Source organism: Ruegeria sp. YTSB088, from assembly GCF_059609825.1.
Genome location: NZ_JBXWMM010000004.1, coordinates 117465 through 132723, shown reverse-complemented (window position 1 = coordinate 132723; position 15259 = coordinate 117465). Strand labels below are relative to the sequence as shown.

The 15259-nt window shown below is 56.8% G+C and carries 14 protein-coding genes; 6 read left to right on the top strand and 8 right to left on the bottom strand.

Annotated elements, in window-relative coordinates; all coding sequences use genetic code 11:
• Nucleotides 1–4 precede the first annotated feature (4 nt).
• Nucleotides 5–1468, bottom strand: a complete 1464-nt coding sequence (gene xdhA / locus AC2FFA_RS08080) for a xanthine dehydrogenase small subunit (protein ID WP_496851027.1) — start codon at nucleotides 1466–1468, stop codon at nucleotides 5–7.
• A gap of 154 nt (nucleotides 1469–1622) precedes the next feature.
• Here xdhA and AC2FFA_RS08075 point away from each other — a divergent pair, with 154 nt between their 5' ends.
• Nucleotides 1623–2525 (top strand): LysR family transcriptional regulator, encoded by a 903-nt coding sequence (locus tag AC2FFA_RS08075; RefSeq protein ID WP_496851025.1) that lies wholly within the window; start codon nucleotides 1623–1625, stop codon nucleotides 2523–2525.
• Nucleotides 2526–2579: 54 nt separating this feature from the next.
• Here the strand turns inward: AC2FFA_RS08075 and AC2FFA_RS08070 are convergent, their stop codons facing one another.
• Entirely contained in the window at nucleotides 2580–3812 is a 1233-nt protein-coding gene (locus AC2FFA_RS08070; RefSeq protein ID WP_496851023.1) for a urate hydroxylase PuuD, read from the bottom strand.
• A gap of 101 nt (nucleotides 3813–3913) precedes the next feature.
• Here AC2FFA_RS08070 and AC2FFA_RS08065 point away from each other — a divergent pair, with 101 nt between their 5' ends.
• Nucleotides 3914–4834: a LysR family transcriptional regulator gene (locus tag AC2FFA_RS08065; RefSeq protein WP_117873810.1), complete on the top strand. Its 921-nt coding sequence runs from the start codon at nucleotides 3914–3916 to the stop codon at nucleotides 4832–4834.
• Nucleotides 4835–4839: 5 nt separating this feature from the next.
• On the opposite strand, the gene uraH is transcribed toward AC2FFA_RS08065, so the two are convergent.
• Nucleotides 4840–5193: a hydroxyisourate hydrolase gene (uraH, locus tag AC2FFA_RS08060; protein WP_117873808.1), complete on the bottom strand. Its 354-nt coding sequence runs from the start codon at nucleotides 5191–5193 to the stop codon at nucleotides 4840–4842.
• 128 nt (nucleotides 5194–5321) lie between these two features.
• On the opposite strand from uraH, the gene puuE reads away from it, so the two are divergent.
• The 3 genes from puuE to AC2FFA_RS08045 are packed head-to-tail and all read left to right on the top strand — an operon-like array spanning nucleotide 5322 to nucleotide 8712.
• On the top strand, nucleotides 5322–6752 hold the full coding sequence (puuE, locus tag AC2FFA_RS08055; protein WP_496851021.1) for an allantoinase PuuE: 1431 nt from the start codon (nucleotides 5322–5324) through the stop codon (nucleotides 6750–6752).
• A complete protein-coding gene (locus AC2FFA_RS08050; RefSeq protein WP_496851020.1) occupies nucleotides 6749–7234 on the top strand; it encodes an ureidoglycolate lyase in 486 nt (161 codons plus the stop codon). Before puuE ends, AC2FFA_RS08050 begins: the two co-directional genes overlap by 4 nt.
• A gap of 53 nt (nucleotides 7235–7287) precedes the next feature.
• The gene (locus tag AC2FFA_RS08045) at nucleotides 7288–8712 is read left to right on the top strand and encodes a uracil-xanthine permease family protein (protein ID WP_496851019.1); all 1425 of its coding nucleotides are present in this window, start codon (nucleotides 7288–7290) and stop codon (nucleotides 8710–8712) included.
• 166 nt (nucleotides 8713–8878) lie between these two features.
• Here the strand turns inward: AC2FFA_RS08045 and bhcD are convergent, their stop codons facing one another.
• The 4 genes from bhcD to bhcA form a co-directional block, all read right to left on the bottom strand.
• On the bottom strand, nucleotides 8879–9844 hold the full coding sequence (gene bhcD, locus AC2FFA_RS08040) for an iminosuccinate reductase BhcD (protein ID WP_496718397.1): 966 nt from the start codon (nucleotides 9842–9844) through the stop codon (nucleotides 8879–8881).
• Nucleotides 9845–9960: 116 nt separating this feature from the next.
• A complete protein-coding gene (bhcC, locus tag AC2FFA_RS08035; protein ID WP_496851017.1) occupies nucleotides 9961–11124 on the bottom strand; it encodes a 3-hydroxy-D-aspartate aldolase BhcC in 1164 nt (387 codons plus the stop codon).
• A gap of 27 nt (nucleotides 11125–11151) precedes the next feature.
• Nucleotides 11152–12120, bottom strand: a complete 969-nt coding sequence (gene bhcB, locus AC2FFA_RS08030; protein ID WP_496851015.1) for a beta-hydroxyaspartate dehydratase BhcB — start codon at nucleotides 12118–12120, stop codon at nucleotides 11152–11154.
• On the bottom strand, nucleotides 12120–13310 hold the full coding sequence (gene bhcA / locus AC2FFA_RS08025) for an L-aspartate--glyoxylate aminotransferase BhcA (RefSeq protein WP_496851013.1): 1191 nt from the start codon (nucleotides 13308–13310) through the stop codon (nucleotides 12120–12122). Before bhcA ends, bhcB begins: the two co-directional genes overlap by 1 nt.
• Before the next feature lie 169 nt (nucleotides 13311–13479).
• Between bhcA and bhcR the strand changes: the two genes are divergently transcribed.
• Nucleotides 13480–14328 (top strand): HTH-type transcriptional regulator BhcR, encoded by an 849-nt coding sequence (gene bhcR, locus AC2FFA_RS08020; RefSeq protein WP_496851011.1) that lies wholly within the window; start codon nucleotides 13480–13482, stop codon nucleotides 14326–14328.
• Here bhcR and AC2FFA_RS08015 read toward each other — a convergent pair.
• A complete protein-coding gene (locus AC2FFA_RS08015; RefSeq protein WP_299897355.1) occupies nucleotides 14309–15178 on the bottom strand; it encodes a bifunctional allantoicase/(S)-ureidoglycine aminohydrolase in 870 nt (289 codons plus the stop codon). The genes bhcR and AC2FFA_RS08015 overlap by 20 nt on opposite strands.
• Nucleotides 15179–15259: the final 81 nt, after the last annotated feature.

The following is a 15259-nucleotide window of genomic DNA, read 5'->3' as shown; positions in this document are numbered from 1 at the left end:
CTAATTACGCGCTAGCCAGTTGAACGGGGGTGTCGGTTTTAGCGTCATTCTCAAGGAAGAACCGACGCAGCAGGTTCTGGGCGGTCAGCATCCGGTAGTCAGACGATGCACGCCAATCGGTCAGAGGAGAGAAATCCTGTGCCAGCGCCACAGCGGCAGCTTCAAAGCTTTCGCGCGACCAGGGTTGACCGTTTAGCGCGGCCTCGGCAGCTGCGGCTCGCTTAGGCGTAGCGGCCATGCCGCCGAATGCGATGCGCGCATTGCTGATCGTGCCATCCGTGACCGTCATGTGGACACCGGCAGCGACGGAAGAGATGTCCTCGTCACGCCGCTTGGAAATCTTGTAGGCCGCGTTCAGATCGTTGGGGCCGGGCAGGGGCACGTGGATGCTTGCGACAAATTCATCGGGTTGGCGATCTTGCTTGCCATAGTCGATGAAGAAATCAGCCAGAGGCAGCGTCCGGCTTTCGGAACCGCGCCGCAGCGTGATTTCTGCGCCTAGCGCAATCAGAACCGGCGGCGTATCCCCGATAGGGGAGCCGTTGGCGATATTCCCGCCAACAGTTCCCATATTCCGCACCTGCCACCCTGCGATGCGATCCCAGTAGGAGGACAGGTGTGGCAGGTGCTCAGACAGAAGTTCCTGGCAATCGGTGTAGCTGGCGCCGGCACCGATCAGGAGGAGGGACCCCTGTCTTTCAACTGTTCTCAGGTCTTCGAGATGACCGGTGAAGATGGCGGGGCCAATGTCGCGCAGGAACTTGGTCACCCAAAGGCCCACATCGGTGGCTCCGGCCACGATCGTGGCGTTTGGATAAGCTTGCAGACATGCGGCAAGATCATCAACGCTGGACGGGAGAATGCTCAGGTTGCCTTCAGGACCGGACACCACGCGCCGCCCGTCTTTCAGGGCCGCCAGGCGCGCCGTCATGGTTTCGCGTTCGGTGTTCAGATGGTCAGAAGCCGGGGTGCCGTAGCGGCTGACGGCAATGGCCGCTCGGATGATAGGCTCATACCCTGTGCAGCGGCACAGATTACCCTGCAGTGCGGTTTGAACCTGCACTTCGGTTGGTTCCGGAGTTTGCATCCAAAGCGCATAGAGGGCCATGACGAAGCCTGGCGTGCAGAACCCGCACTGGCTGCCATGATGATTGACCATGGCTTGTTGAACCGGGTGTAGTCGGCCTTCAGGTCCGGTCAGGTTTTCAACCGTCACGACATGACAGCCGTCGACAGAGGCAAGAAACCGGATACAGGCATTGACCGGAGCATAGTGCAGGCCCGTGCGCCCAAGCCGTCCGACAAGCACGGTGCACGCGCCACAGTCGCCTTCGGCGCAGCCTTCTTTCGTTCCTGTCAGTCGACGTTCCAGGCGCAGGAAATCGAGAAGTGTCTGGTCTGCTGAGACGTTTGGGGCGGAGACATCCTTGCCGTTCAGGACAAATCGGATGTGGGTGCGATGCGTCATGGAATTCTCCCTCTGCCCTGCCTTCCGGAGGGCGGTCACTGGAACCATAGGTGCAAAGATTGAGTCGGAAAATCGCCGCAAACGGCAAATACTTTCAACATATCGTTGAAAAAGATAGGGCCATGACGCATTCTTTCGCTGCTGGGAGGTTCCAATGTCTTACATCGAAAGTCTGCGTGTTTTTGTCCGAGTGATGGAACTGGGCAGCATCACGTCTGGCGGGCGTGATCTTCGGTTGACCCCGGCGGTGGCCAGCAAACGGTTGAAAGAGCTTGAAAACCATCTGGGTGTACGGCTGTTCAACAGAACGACCCGGTCGATGACACCAACGGAAGTGGGGACGGTTTTCTACGATGAAGCCAAGGCGGTCCTGCTGGCGCTTGATCACGCTGAAGCGCGTGTCGCCAGCTTTTCCGACGCGCCTCGGGGGGCCATCCGCATCACCGCGCCTTTGGGTGTCGGGCGCAGAATTGTTGCGCCACTTGTCCCGGAATTCTCTGATCGCTACCCGGAAACAGAGATTCGCATGCGTTTGTCCGACCGCAAGGTGGACATTCTGGCCGACGGTCTGGACATAGCCTTTTTCATTGGTGAGCCCGGTGATTCAACCATGAAACTGCGGAAGTTCGCGGATTGTGATCGTGTTCTGTGCGCTTCGCCCGATTACTTGTCGCAGTTTGGCACGCCCAAAACACCAGACGATTTGTTGCACATGCCCCATAACTGCCTGTTGCTGCGTTATCCAAGGTCTCCGGAATACTACTGGACGCTCCGCACTGATATGGGTCCGCGAAAACTTGAAGTTCGCGGTAAATACGACGCGGATGATGGTGATGTACTGACAGACTGGGCCTTGGCGGGCAAGGGGATCGTCAACAAGCCGCGCTTTGACGTACGGGAGTTTCTCAAGGATGGGCGACTGGTCGAAGTCCTGCCCGAGACGCCCCCATTGCCAACGATTTTCGGATGTCTTTATCCGCACAAAAAGCTGCAAGACCCCAAGGTGCGTCTGTTTGTCGAACACATCGCGCAGCACAGCAAACGCTTTTTCGCATAAAGAAAAACCGGGCATCACGACCCGGTTAACAATCTTCGTTTTGCGCGCAGGCGTCTATTGGTCTCTGACCTCACGCACCCATGCGATGATGGTTTGGCGTGCCTCTTCATCCATTTGCACTGCAGATGGTGGTGGCATTGCGTGACTGATGCCGGCTTGCAGATAGATTTGGTCGGCGTTGCGGGCGACATCGCCGGGTGTCTCAAGATAAACCTTCTTCGGGGCCCATTTCATGGTGCCGTACACCGGCTCGCGGGCGTGGCACATCGAGCAATTGCCCAAGACCGTGTCATAGGCGTCTTCGAAGCCCGCGGCTGACGCAAATTTCTGTTCGTATGGCGTCAGGTCACGCGCTTCGGCGTCCTCCCATGTCTCAGTGTTTCTCACCGAAGACAGCCAGGCGATCACGACCATTAGCAGAACCGTCACCCCCCAAGTCCAGTGCGGGCCTTTCCCGGTTGCATGCATCGTGTTGAAGTAGTGACGGATGGTGACGCCCGTCAGAAAGATCAGGCTGGCGATGATCCAGGAATACTCGGTGCCGAAAGCAAGCGGATAGTGGTTCGACAGCATCAGGAAAACGACCGGCAAAGTCAGGTAGTTGTTATGCGTGGATCGTACCTTGGCGATCTTGCCGTATTTGGCATCAGGCGTCCGACCGGCCTTGAGGTCTTCGACCACAATCCGTTGGTTCGGCATGATCTGAAAGAACACGTTGGCCGTCATGATTGTCGCAGTGAAGGCTCCAAGATGCAAAAGCGCGGCGCGACCGGTGAAGATCTGGTTGTAACCCCACGACATGATCACCAGGATCACGAACAACAGCAGCATCAGAACGGTCGGGTGATCACTCAGCTTCGATTTGCACATCTGGTCGTAGAGCAACCAGCCAATGGTCAGCGATCCGCCAGAAATCAGGACCCCCTGCCACAGCGCCAGGTCCACTTTGGTCGGATCAAGCAGGAACAACTCGCCCCCGACCCAATATATGATCATGAGCAACGCCGCGCCCGACAGCCAAGTCGTGTAACTCTGCCATTTGTGCCAGGTCAGGTGCTCGGGCATGCGCGAGGGTGCAACCAGATACTTGACGGTGTGGTAGAAACCGCCGCCATGTACTTCCCATTCTTCGCCGTAGGCTCCGTCCGGCAAGGCAGGGTTTGGCTTCAACATGAGGTCCAGCGCGATAAAGTAGAATGACGCACCAATCCACGCCATCGCGGTGATCACATGCAGCCAACGGACGGAAAAGGCGATCCACTCCCACATTACGGCCAAGTCATACATGGCTTTGCTCCTAAGATTCTATAGTTCCGGTTACTCTATGCGAGTGTGTTTTGTTCTGGTATTGCTGGTAAAGACCAAGCAGTATCAAAAAATGCAAAAAAATGTCCTACCTTGATAACATCAGAACCTTTGTCCGGGTCTACGAACTGGGCAGCATGTCTGCCGCGGGCCGTGATTTGAGGGTTTCGCCAGCTGTTACGTCGGCGCGTATATCGCAATTGGAAGAGCATCTTGGCGTGCGTTTGTTCCAACGCACGACACGCAGCCTGACGCCCACCGAGCAGGGAAAATCTTTCTATCGTGGCGCAGCAGAGATCCTAGAAGCAGTCGAAAGTGCCGAAGCCCAGATCGTCAATCTTACCGAGAACCTGAAAGGGTCACTCTATGTCGCTGCGCCCTTGGGGGTTGGGCGTCGGTTGATAGCACCGCAGGTCCCAAAGTTTCTTGCCGAGTACCCCGAGGTGAACGTCAGGCTGAGGCTGACGGACCGTAAGGTTGATCTGACAACCGAGGGTCTGGATCTGGCTTTTTTCCTGGGTCAGCCAGAAGACAGCAACTTGCGTATTCGCAAGATCGCCGATGTCGAAAGGGTGCTTTGTGCATCTCCGAAATACATCAAAAAACGTGGGATGCCTGAAAGCGGCGACGCGTTAATCGCTGATGAGCACGAGTGTCTCAATTTGCGGTTCCCCGGAGCGACCGAGTTTCAATGGCTCTTGAGGACCGATGCGGGGCCAAAACGGTTCCGGGTTTCCGGACGTTTCGAGTCAGACGACGGCGACGTGCTGACAGACTGGGCGCTTGGCGGGCATGGCATCGCGTTGAAGCCGAAATTTGAGATTGCGCAGCATCTCAAGGCGGGAAATCTGGTTCCGGTGGCAGAGAAGACGCCGCCGGAACCAATTCAGATGGCATGTCTGTTTACGCACCGCCGTATGCAGGACCCCAAAACGCGGCTTTTCATGGAATTCATAATAGAACGCATCGGGTCGTCGATTGCGGCAGCAAATACGTCCCGGTAGGATGCTCAGCTGCCGCGATAGGTCGCGTATCCGAAGGGTGAAAGCAGCAGAGGCACGTGGTAATGCGAGTGTTCGGACATTCCAAAGCGGATCGGGATGACGTTCAGAAAGCGTGGGTTTTCAGGTGGTGTGCCAGAGGCATCAAGGTAATCTCCGGCATGGAAGACAAGTTCGTATTCACCTGTTGAAAACTCTGCTTCGGGCAGAATTTGTTTGTCGGTCCTGCCGTCGTCATTGGTGACCAGAGTTTTCAGCAACTCGCGGTTTGCACCTTCAATGCGGAACAGTTCGATCTTCAATCCTTCGGCGGGACACCCTCGCGCCGTATCCAGAACATGTGTTGTAAGGTAACCGGTCATTTGCGCTACTCCTCAAGTTATACAGTTACTAGTCTGTTTTCGCCCCAAGGGGCAAAGGCAGTCTGTGGGAAGCTGCTTTCAGTATTTTTTGAAAAACATATTTGATTATCTGGGGTATTGATCAATTCATGAAGAAGGAAACCGATGTGAAGCCTTATCCACGAGACATGACCGGTTACGGTGGGCAAGTTCCCAAAGCAAACTGGCCGGCCAATGCCAAAATCGCAATTCAGATCGTGCTGAATTACGAAGAGGGCGGTGAAAACAACGTTCTGCACGGCGATGCCGCATCCGAAGCGTTTCTGTCCGAGATCACCGGAGCCGCCCCTTGGCCGGGGCAACGGCATTGGAACATGGAATCGATCTACGAATACGGCAGCCGCGCGGGGTTCTGGCGCGTGCATCACCTTCTGCAGGATCTGCCTGTTACAGTCTATGGCGTTGCAACCGCCTTGGCCCGTGCTCCTTCTCAGGTTGCGGCGATGAAGCACGCAGGATGGGAGATAGCCAGCCACGGTTTGAAGTGGATTGAACACAAGGACATGGACGCCGAAGAAGAGCGCGCCCAGATCCGCGAAGCAATCCGGCTGCACACAGAGGTTACGGGTCAGCCGCCCCGTGGTTGGTATACGGGCCGCTGTTCGATGAAAACGGTCGAACTGGCCGCCGGGGAAGGCGACTTTGCCTATATCGCCGACAGCTACGCCGACGATCTGCCATACTGGACCAAGGCAGGGGGCAAGGATCAACTGATCATGCCCTATACACTGGACTGCAACGATATGCGCTTTGCAATCCAGGCTGGATTCACCAATGGGGAACAGTTCGAAAGCTATCTGAAAGACAGCTTTGACATGCTCTATGCCGAAGGTGAGGCGGGCGCGCCCAAGATGCTTTCGATCGGGTTGCACTGCCGTCTGATTGGTCGCCCAGGTCGTGCCATGGCGCTGAAACGCGCACTTGATTACTTCAGGAAACACGACGGTGTCTGGTTCGCAACGCGCGAGCAGATTGCCGATCATTGGGCCAAGGAACACCCACCTGTGCAAGGTCTGACCCCGTCCGAAATGGATCGACCAACCTTTGTGTCAGAATTCGGTGGCGTGTTCGAGCACAGCCCGTGGATTGCCGAAGGTGCGTATGAACTGGAATTGGGCCCGACGCATGACAATGCTGCTGGTGTCCACAACGCACTGGCGCGTATATTCCGTTCTGCCTCGTCCGAGCAGCGCCTTGGCGTTCTGACAGCCCACCCGGACTTGGCGGGCAAGCTGGCCGCCGCCGGCCGCCTGACCAAGGAAAGTACTGCGGAACAGGCCGGTGCAGGCCTGGACATGCTGACCGATGAAGAGCGCGCGATGTTCACGGCGTTGAACGAAGCCTACACAACCAAGTTTGGCTTTCCCTTCATCATCGCGGTCAAGGACAACACGAAAGCCAGCATTCTGGAAGCCTTTCACCGTCGTATCGACAATGACCGTGACAGGGAATTTGCCGAAGCCTGCCGTCAGGTTGAGCGCATTGCCGAATTGCGCCTGATTGAGAAGTTCGCGGAATGACGGCTGCCTTGAAGCTCCGACCTTTGACGTCAGAGGCATTTGCACCTTTCGGCGATGTCATCGAGGCGGCTGGTCAGGTGGACAAACTTATTAATCAGGGTAAATGCGCGCGCTATCACGACCGGGCCGCGTTGGATTTCCATGATGGGCACGCGGGTATCAGCGTGTTTCAGTCCGAAGTCTTCTGCTTGCCGATCAAATTGGAAATGGTGGAACGCCATCCTGATGGCAGCCAGGCCTTTTTGCCTTTGTCGGATAAACCTTTTGTCGTGGTTGTGGCCCCGGATGAAGACGGCACGCCGGGACAGCCAATCGCCTTCAAAACAGCGCCCGGACAGGGTGTGAATTATCATCGCAACACTTGGCATGGCGTTCTGACCCCGCTTCATGCGCCCGGACTTTTTGCGGTGGTCGACCGAATTGGATCCGGGCCCAACCTCGAAGAGCATTGGTTCGAGGAGGCTTTTGAAATCACAGAATGAGGTGCGTTGCCGGATGAGGAGCCGGCTGCGAACTTCAAGGGAGGAAAAACCAAATGTCAGATGCATCCATCGGAACGCCGGAACAACTCCGCGATCCGAATTATACTCCGCCGCTGCTAAAGGCGGTGCCACTGGGAATTCAGCATGTACTGGCGATGTTCGTGTCAAACGTCACGCCAGCCATTATCGTTTGTGGTGCAGCTGGTTTCGGTTTTGGCTCGAACAGCCCCGATTTCCCGCAGATGATCTATATGATCCAGATGTCGATGTTCTTTGCAGGTGTCGCCACGTTGTTTCAATCTGTTGGCATGGGCCCGGTCGGTGCCCGGCTGCCTATCGTGCAGGGAACATCGTTTGCCTTTATCCCGATCATGATTCCACTGGTGGTGGGGAAGGGCGTTGACGGTATTGCCGTCCTGATGGGCGGGGTTGTTGTCGGTGGTTTGTTTCACGCCTTGCTTGGGCTGTTCATTGGACGCATTCGCTTTGCTCTTCCGCCACTGGTTACGGGCCTTGTGGTGACCATGATTGGCTTGGCACTTGTGAAGGTCGGCATTCAGTATGCCGCGGGGGGTGTTCCTGCGATTGGGACCGAGGAATACGGCTCGGGTCTGAACTGGTTCATGGCCGGAACTGTAATCGTGGTCACGCTTGGCCTGAAATTCTTTACACGGGGCATGCTGTCCGTGTCGGCTGTTCTGATCGGTCTGCTGGTCGGATACGCCGTGGCGTTCCTACTTGGCCAGGTCCACCTGGGCAACGTCGGGAACGCGGCATCCTTTGCTCTGCCGAACCCGTTGCATTTCGGTATTGAATTCTCGGTCGCGGCCATCATCGGTTTCTGTGCAATGTCCTTTGTTTCCGCAGTTGAAACCGTTGGGGACGTATCCGGTATCACCAAAGGGGGCGCTGGGCGAGAAGCAACCGACAGGGAAATTCAGGGCGCGACCTATGCCGATGGTCTTGGCACTGCGATCTCTGGCCTGTTTGGAGCGCTGCCGAACACGTCGTTCAGTCAGAATGTCGGATTGATTGCGATGACCGGCGTCATGAGCCGAATGGTCGTGACCATCGGTGCAGTTTTCCTGATCGTATGCGGGCTTATTCCCAAAATCGGGGCGATAATCTCGTCCATTCCGATTGAGGTTCTCGGTGGGGGCGTGATCGTGATGTTCGGCATGGTTGTGGCGGCAGGTGTCTCGATGCTGTCGGACGTGAACTGGAACCGGCGCAACATGGTGATTTTTGCAATCGCCCTGAGCCTTGGGCTGGGTTTGCAGCTGGAACCCAACGCGTTGCAATACTTGCCCGGCACATTGAAGGTTCTGGCGACATCAGGAATCCTGCCCGCCGCCGTCATCGCCATTGTATTGAATCTTGTTCTTCCCGAAGAACTTTCCGACGAAGCGACGGAAGAGGTCTCGGGCGGCATGGCCGGTCATGGTCTTGGGTCCATCGAGCAAGACGACCACGTCTGATGCGTTCGACGTGATACACTGATCGTCCTGGAAAAAACATGAAGCGGCGCGCCTTGGCGCGCCGCGATTCATTGTTTTGTCACCATTTAATGGAGATCTGCTGTCAAAAGCTCTCCACCCAAAAGGACCGCCGAGACAATGCCCAAGGAGGTGTTGCCGTCTGGCTTCAGAAATCGACCTCGATCGCGATCCCTTTCCGAACGGCGAGGTCAACCACGGACGCGGCGACCGCAAGATCTTGAAGGCCCACACCCGTGCCATCGAACAGCGTGATCTGATTGTCCGATATCCGGCCCGGATTGGTGCCGTTGATGACCGCGCCAAGCTGCGCCACATCGCTTTCTTGGATCAGGCCTTCGGCCACGGCGTGCTGCGCTTCGCCGATGCTGACGGATTGCGCGACTTCGTCCGTGAACACGCTCGCCTTGGCCAGAAGGGCGGTTTCAACTTCCTGTTTTCCTTTTGTGTCCGTGCCCATGCAGGCGATATGAGTTCCGGGGCTGACATGGTTCGCCATCAGTGAGGGTGCAAAGGCCGAAGTGATCGAAATAATCACATCCGCCTCAGTCATTTCGTCAAGCTTGACCGCCTGGAACGGAACACCTGCTTCATTGGCGACCTTTTCGATATTCGGCAGCATTTCGGGGTGGTAGTTCCAACCAATGACTTTGTCAAAATCGCGCTGCTCCAATGCCGCGCGAAGCTGAAAGGCTGCCTGGTGGCCAGCGCCAATCATGCCTATGACCCTGGCGTCCGTACGTGCGAGATGCTTGATCGATACCGAAGATGCTGCCGCCGTTCGAAGGGCCGTCAGAAGGTTGCCGCCGACCATCGCAGATGGCTTGCCAGTGTCGGGGTCGAAAAGAAAAACCGTGGACTGGTGGTTGATCAGCCCGCGTTTTTCCAGATTGTTTGGCCAATAGCCGCCCGCCTTCAGTCCAAGCGTCAGGCCAGCGCGGTCAAATCCACCCTTGAAGCCGTATAGTGCATCTTCGTGCCCGATGGCTTCACGCACGACAGGGAAGTTGTAGGCGTCGCCGGACGCCATTGCAGCAAAGACCTGTTCGACCGCGTCAAAAGCCGCTTGTCGGGTCATAAGGTCAGCGATCTCACGCTCGGGTACGATCAGCATTTCTTTCTCCAATCAAACAATCGTGCGCCCGCGTGCCCCTGCCGGAAGGAGAGCATAAACGCGGGCGGCTGTCTGGCTGCTTCCGAGCCAGCCCTCCCAAACAGAGCAAGTTCAGATCAATAAGCGCGTCCGCGGGCGGACACGGGCCAGACGGTCTCGACCTTGCCGTTGCGAACACCGACATACCAATCGTGTACATTTGCGGTTGGGTCGCAGTGTCCCGGAACCAGCTTGAGCTTGTCGTTGACCTTCAGCGCACCGTTCGGATCCATGACGACGCCGTGTTCGTCCGAACATTTGATGTATTCGACATCGTCGCGGCCAAAGACAACCGGCAGGCCGCTGTCCACCGATTGCGCCTTGAGGCCTGCATCGACGATCGCCTTATCCGCCTTGGTGTGGCTCATGACGCTGGTCAGGATGAAGAAGGCGTTTTCCCACTCGCCCTGATCGATCCGGTTTCCATCCTTGTCCAGGATGCGGCCGTAATCGGCATCCATGAACGCGTAGGACCCGCATTGCAGTTCGTTGTACACGCCCGAGTTGGACTCGAAGTAGTATGAACCGGTGCCACCGCCCGAGACCAATTCGCACTCGATGCCTTCAGCTTTGAGGCCCTCGACGGCGTCTTTCACCATGGCGATGGCGGTGTCGAGCTTTTCCTTGCGCGCTTCATAGCTGTCAAGGTGCTGCATGGCCCCCTGGTAGGCTTGGATCCCGGTGAACTTCAGGTTGTCAGCAGCTTCTACTGCTTTGGCAATCTCGATCACTTCCGGGGTCGTTGTCACGCCGCACCGCCCGGCACCGCAGTCGATCTCGATAAAGACTTCCAGCTGTGTTCCATGATCCACCGCCGCGCCGGAAAGATCTGCAACGTTGTCCAGATCGTCGACGCAAACGATGATGCGGCTGCCCAGCTTTGGCAGGCTGGCAAGACGGTCGATCTTGGCGGGGTCACGCACCTGGTTCGACACCAGAACGTCCTTGATGCCACCGCGCACGAACACTTCGGCCTCTGAAACTTTCTGGCAGCAAACGCCAACAGCGCCTCCGATCTTCTCCTGCAACTTGGCCACGTCTACCGATTTGTGCATTTTTCCATGCACGCGGTGGCGCATGCCATGCGCCCTGGCATAGTCGCCCATCTTCTTGATGTTGCGTTCTAGCGCGTCGAGATCCAGAATCAGGCTGGGAGTCTGGATATCTGCTTCATCCATTCCGGGCTTGGCCGGAATGTCAAAGCCTACTTCGAAATTGTCGAGATTGGTCATATCTTTCATTTCCGTATTCCTATGTCGGGATTGATGTTACGCGTTCAGCCAGGGCAGCTTGTCCAGATCGACATTGCCCCCGGTTATGATCAGGCCGACCCGCTTGCCTTTGAAAGCGTCCGGGTTTTTCAGGATCGTAGCCAGCGGAACGGCCGAAGATGGCTCCATCACGATCCGTAGGTGTTTCCACGTTAGTTTCATCGCGTCGATGATCTCTTGCTCGGAAGCCGTGTAGATTTCGGAGACGTGGTTCGACACGAAATGCCAGGTGAGGTCCTTGAGCGGAACCAGCAGCCCGTCGGCAATCGTCTTGGGTGCGTCATCCGCTATGATGTGGCCGGCCTTGAAGCTGCGATAGGCATCGTCGGCCTGTTCAGGTTCTGCGGCGATGATCGCGGTTTCAGGGGCCAGAGTAGACAATGTCAGGCAAGTGCCTGATACCATGCCGCCGCCACCGATGGGGGCGACTACCGCGTCCAGCCAATCGGTCTGTTCGATGAACTCGCGCGAGCAGGTGCCTTGCCCGGCTATCACGCGCGGATCATTGTAGGGGTGGACAAAATCCCCGCCCGTGGCGGCCTGAACCTCGGCAAACGTGGCCTCGCGCGACGAGGTTGAGGGCTCACATTCCGTGATCTTCCCGCCATAGCGCCGCACCGTGTCTTTCTTGGCCTGCGGCGCTGTGCGTGGCATGACGACGTTGCACGGTATGCCCCGCTTCATCGCCGCATAGGACAGGCACGAGGCGTGGTTGCCCGAGGAATGGGTTGCAACGCCTTTCCTTGCTTGTTCGTCGTCAAGGCCAAACACGGCATTTGCTGCCCCACGCACCTTGAAGGCACCCGGTTCCTGAAAGTTCTCACATTTGAAGAACAGCTGCGCCCCGGCCAATTCATTCAGGTAGTCCGAGGTTCGGACCGGGGTACGGCGGATAAAGGGCTCGATCCGATTGTGGGCTTCGAGCATGTCCTCGTAGGTTGGGATGTACATGTTGCAGTCCTTCATCACGCAGCATCCTTCTGAACTGCACCGGGATGACCGCGATAATATTCCTGCGCAGCCGCCACGCCGGAGCCCAGCTGGATGTTCAGGCCCAGGTCGACCATGCACATTTCAGCGGTGGCAATCCCGGACAGAGCCATGACATCCGTCAGGCTACCCAGATGTCCGATGCGGAATACCTTGCCTGCGACTTCACCAAGGCCGACACCGAAGGCAACGCCGTATTTTTCAGCGGCATGGGTGACTATACCCGTCGCATTGAAGCCGTTTGGCGTTCGGATCGCGCTGACGGTGTCAGAATATACCGACGGGTTCGCCGCACAAAGGTCCAGCCCCCACGCACCCACGGCGGCACGTACTCCTTCGGCAATACGGTGATGCCGGGCAAAGACGTTTTCCAAACCTTCACTCAGCAACATATCGCAGGCCTGGTTGAGGCCATTCATCAAACCAACGGCAGGCGTATAGGGATAGGCGTTGTTGGCGTACCCCTGGACCATGTCATGAACATCAAAGAAGGTGCGGGGCAGGGTGTCCGTCTTGGTCGCGTCCATTGCTCTCTGGCTAAACCCGACGATGGCAAGACCCGCAGGCAGCATGAACCCTTTCTGCGAACCCGTGACGGCCACGTCGACGCCCCATTCGTCAAAACGGAAATCCATGGACCCGATCGATGAAACACCATCGACGAACAGCATGGCAGGGTGACGGGCGGCCCTCAGCGCCTTGCGTACAGCCGCAATATCCGATTTCACACCGGTTGCCGTTTCGTTGTGCGTGGCAAGAACAGCCTTGATTTCGTGGCTTGTGTCGGCGGTCAAAATCTCTTCGTAACGATCAGCTGGCAGCCCGTCGCCCCAAGGGGTTTCGACGATCTCGACATTCAGACCGTGACGCTGGCACATATCGATCCAGCGATGGCTGAACATGCCGTTGCGCGCTGCCAGAACCTTGTCACCGGCCGACAGGGTATTGGTCAGTGCGGTCTCCCAGCCTCCGGTTCCGGTCGACGGGAAGATGAAGATTTGGGCGCTGTTGCTTTTCAGGACTTTCTGAACGCCAGCACGCGCGGGGTGCAGGATTTGCCCGAACAGCGGCGAGCGATGGTCGATCGTGGGCATATCACAGGCCTTGCGCAGGCTTTCCGGGATGTTGGTCGGACCCGGGATGAAAACGGGGTTTTGAAAGCTCATGGATGGTCTCCTTCCGTCGTTGACCAAACGATAAACACCCGTCACTCAGTCTGATATATTTTTGAAAAAGACTTTCAAAACGCCACGCTTCGAATATAATTTATAATTGTCAGTGCCTTATATTTTTCATATGATGAATTAGTCTTTCACGAATAATCAAAGGGTTTTTATGGATTCTCAAGACAATACTCGCGAAGTCCGCAGAAAAGCCCGTGGAAGACCAAGGGGATGGGACGACAAGACAGCGCAAAACACGATCAAGTCTCTCGACCGTGCGATGGAAGTTTTTGAGTATTTGAGTGAAGCGCAGGGCAAGGCGTTAACCGCGCTATCCGACGAAATGGGCCAGTCGCCCGCCACAGTTTACCGAATACTCGTTACACTTGAGGGCAGGGGCCTTGTCGAGTTCGATCACGACGAGCAGGTCTGGCACATCGGTCCTCGTGCGTTCGTAATCGGCTCGCGCTTCCTGCGTCGCACCAGCCTTGTGGACCGGGCCCGACCCGTGATGCGAAAGCTGATGGAGGCCACCGGCGAGACCGCAAACCTGGGGGTCGAGAAAGAAGGAATGGTATTATTCCTGAGCCAGGTGGAAACCCATGCCAGCATTCGCGCGTTTTTCCCTCCGGGCACGCTTTCTCCGATGCACGCGTCGGGCATCGGGAAAGCTTTGTTGGCATATATGGATGAAGATCGGTTGGACCGGCTGTTGGCCAAGACAGAACTACAGGCCTTCACGGACAGGTCGATTACCAGCCCGACCGCGCTGAAAGAAGATCTTGCCATGGTTCGGGTACAAGGCTTCTCGATAGACAACGAAGAAAAGAACGCGGGAATGCGGTGCATTGCTGCGCCGGTCTTCGATACCAACCGAGAGGCGGTTGCCGGGATTTCAGTGTCCGGACCGACAAGTCGCGTCAGCGAAGTCGAGATTCAGCGACTAAGCCGCCCCGTCATCGAGGCGGCGCATCAGTTAACTCTGGCCATCGGCGGGACTATTACTCCGCCGCTGTCCTGAGACGCCGGTGCTGCGGGTAAGCGGCTGGACCTGGCCGCAGTGCCATATGGCGGTTCACGTCTTTGTATAGCAAGTAACGGAACTTACCCGGGCCACCTGCATAACAGGCCTGTGGGCAGAACGCGCGCAACCACATGTAATCGCCGGCCTCGACCTCTACCCAGTCATTGTTCAGCCTGTAAACGGCCTTTCCCTCAAGAACATACAGACCATGTTCCATCACATGTGTTTCAAGGAAAGGAATGACGGCGCCGGGCTCGAAAGTCACCACGGTCACGTGCATATCGTGCCGCAAGTCACTTGGGTCGACAAAGCGAGTCGTGGCCCATTTGCCGTCCGTTCCGGGCATCGGCGTCGGCGTGATCTCGTTTTCGTTGAGAACCAGAACGTCTGGGCGGTCAAGCCCTTCTACCGCTTCATAAGCCTTTCGAATCCAATGGAACCGCAGGATTTCGCCGCCTCGGTTTCGTAAGGTCCAATTGCATTCAGCGGGCAGGTAGGCATAGCCGCCGGGCGTCAGCTCATAGGTTGTGCCGTCGGCAGTCAAGGTCGCTGTGCCTTCGACCACGAACAAAACGCCTTCGGCTTCGGGATCGGTCTCGGGTCGGTCAGAGCCACCGCCGGGTTGAACTTCCATGATGTATTGCGAAAAGGTTTCTGCAAAGCCGCTTAGCGGGCGTGATATCACCCACAAGCGGGTGTCTTCCCAAAACGGCAGAAAACTGGTCACGATATCCCGCATCGTTCCCTTTGGGATCACTGCATAAGCGTCAGTAAATACGGCGCGGTCAGTCAGCAATTGCTCCTGACCAGGATGCCCACCGTGTGGCGAAAAATACTTGGCGGTCATGCATGCTCCTGAAAAATGTCCTATGTCTGAAATATGCGCTGAGAGATCGGTGCGGACCACCCGCAAAAAGGTGACAGCTCT

Coding starts and splice junctions, on each gene's coding strand:
- AC2FFA_RS08045 (WP_496851019.1), top strand. CDS start 7,288: ATGTCAGATGCATCCATCGGAACGCCGGAACAACTCCGCGATCCGAAT.
- bhcC (WP_496851017.1), bottom strand. CDS start 11,124: ATGAAAGATATGACCAATCTCGACAATTTCGAAGTAGGCTTTGACATT.
- AC2FFA_RS08070 (WP_496851023.1), bottom strand. CDS start 3,812: ATGTATGACTTGGCCGTAATGTGGGAGTGGATCGCCTTTTCCGTCCGT.
- puuE (WP_496851021.1), top strand. CDS start 5,322: ATGAAGAAGGAAACCGATGTGAAGCCTTATCCACGAGACATGACCGGT.
- AC2FFA_RS08065 (WP_117873810.1), top strand. CDS start 3,914: ATGTCCTACCTTGATAACATCAGAACCTTTGTCCGGGTCTACGAACTG.
- xdhA (WP_496851027.1), bottom strand. CDS start 1,468: ATGACGCATCGCACCCACATCCGATTTGTCCTGAACGGCAAGGATGTC.
- uraH (WP_117873808.1), bottom strand. CDS start 5,193: ATGACCGGTTACCTTACAACACATGTTCTGGATACGGCGCGAGGGTGT.
- AC2FFA_RS08075 (WP_496851025.1), top strand. CDS start 1,623: ATGTCTTACATCGAAAGTCTGCGTGTTTTTGTCCGAGTGATGGAACTG.
- AC2FFA_RS08050 (WP_496851020.1), top strand. CDS start 6,749: ATGACGGCTGCCTTGAAGCTCCGACCTTTGACGTCAGAGGCATTTGCA.
- AC2FFA_RS08015 (WP_299897355.1), bottom strand. CDS start 15,178: ATGACCGCCAAGTATTTTTCGCCACACGGTGGGCATCCTGGTCAGGAG.
- bhcB (WP_496851015.1), bottom strand. CDS start 12,120: ATGAAGGACTGCAACATGTACATCCCAACCTACGAGGACATGCTCGAA.
- bhcR (WP_496851011.1), top strand. CDS start 13,480: ATGGATTCTCAAGACAATACTCGCGAAGTCCGCAGAAAAGCCCGTGGA.
- bhcA (WP_496851013.1), bottom strand. CDS start 13,310: ATGAGCTTTCAAAACCCCGTTTTCATCCCGGGTCCGACCAACATCCCG.
- bhcD (WP_496718397.1), bottom strand. CDS start 9,844: ATGCTGATCGTACCCGAGCGTGAGATCGCTGACCTTATGACCCGACAA.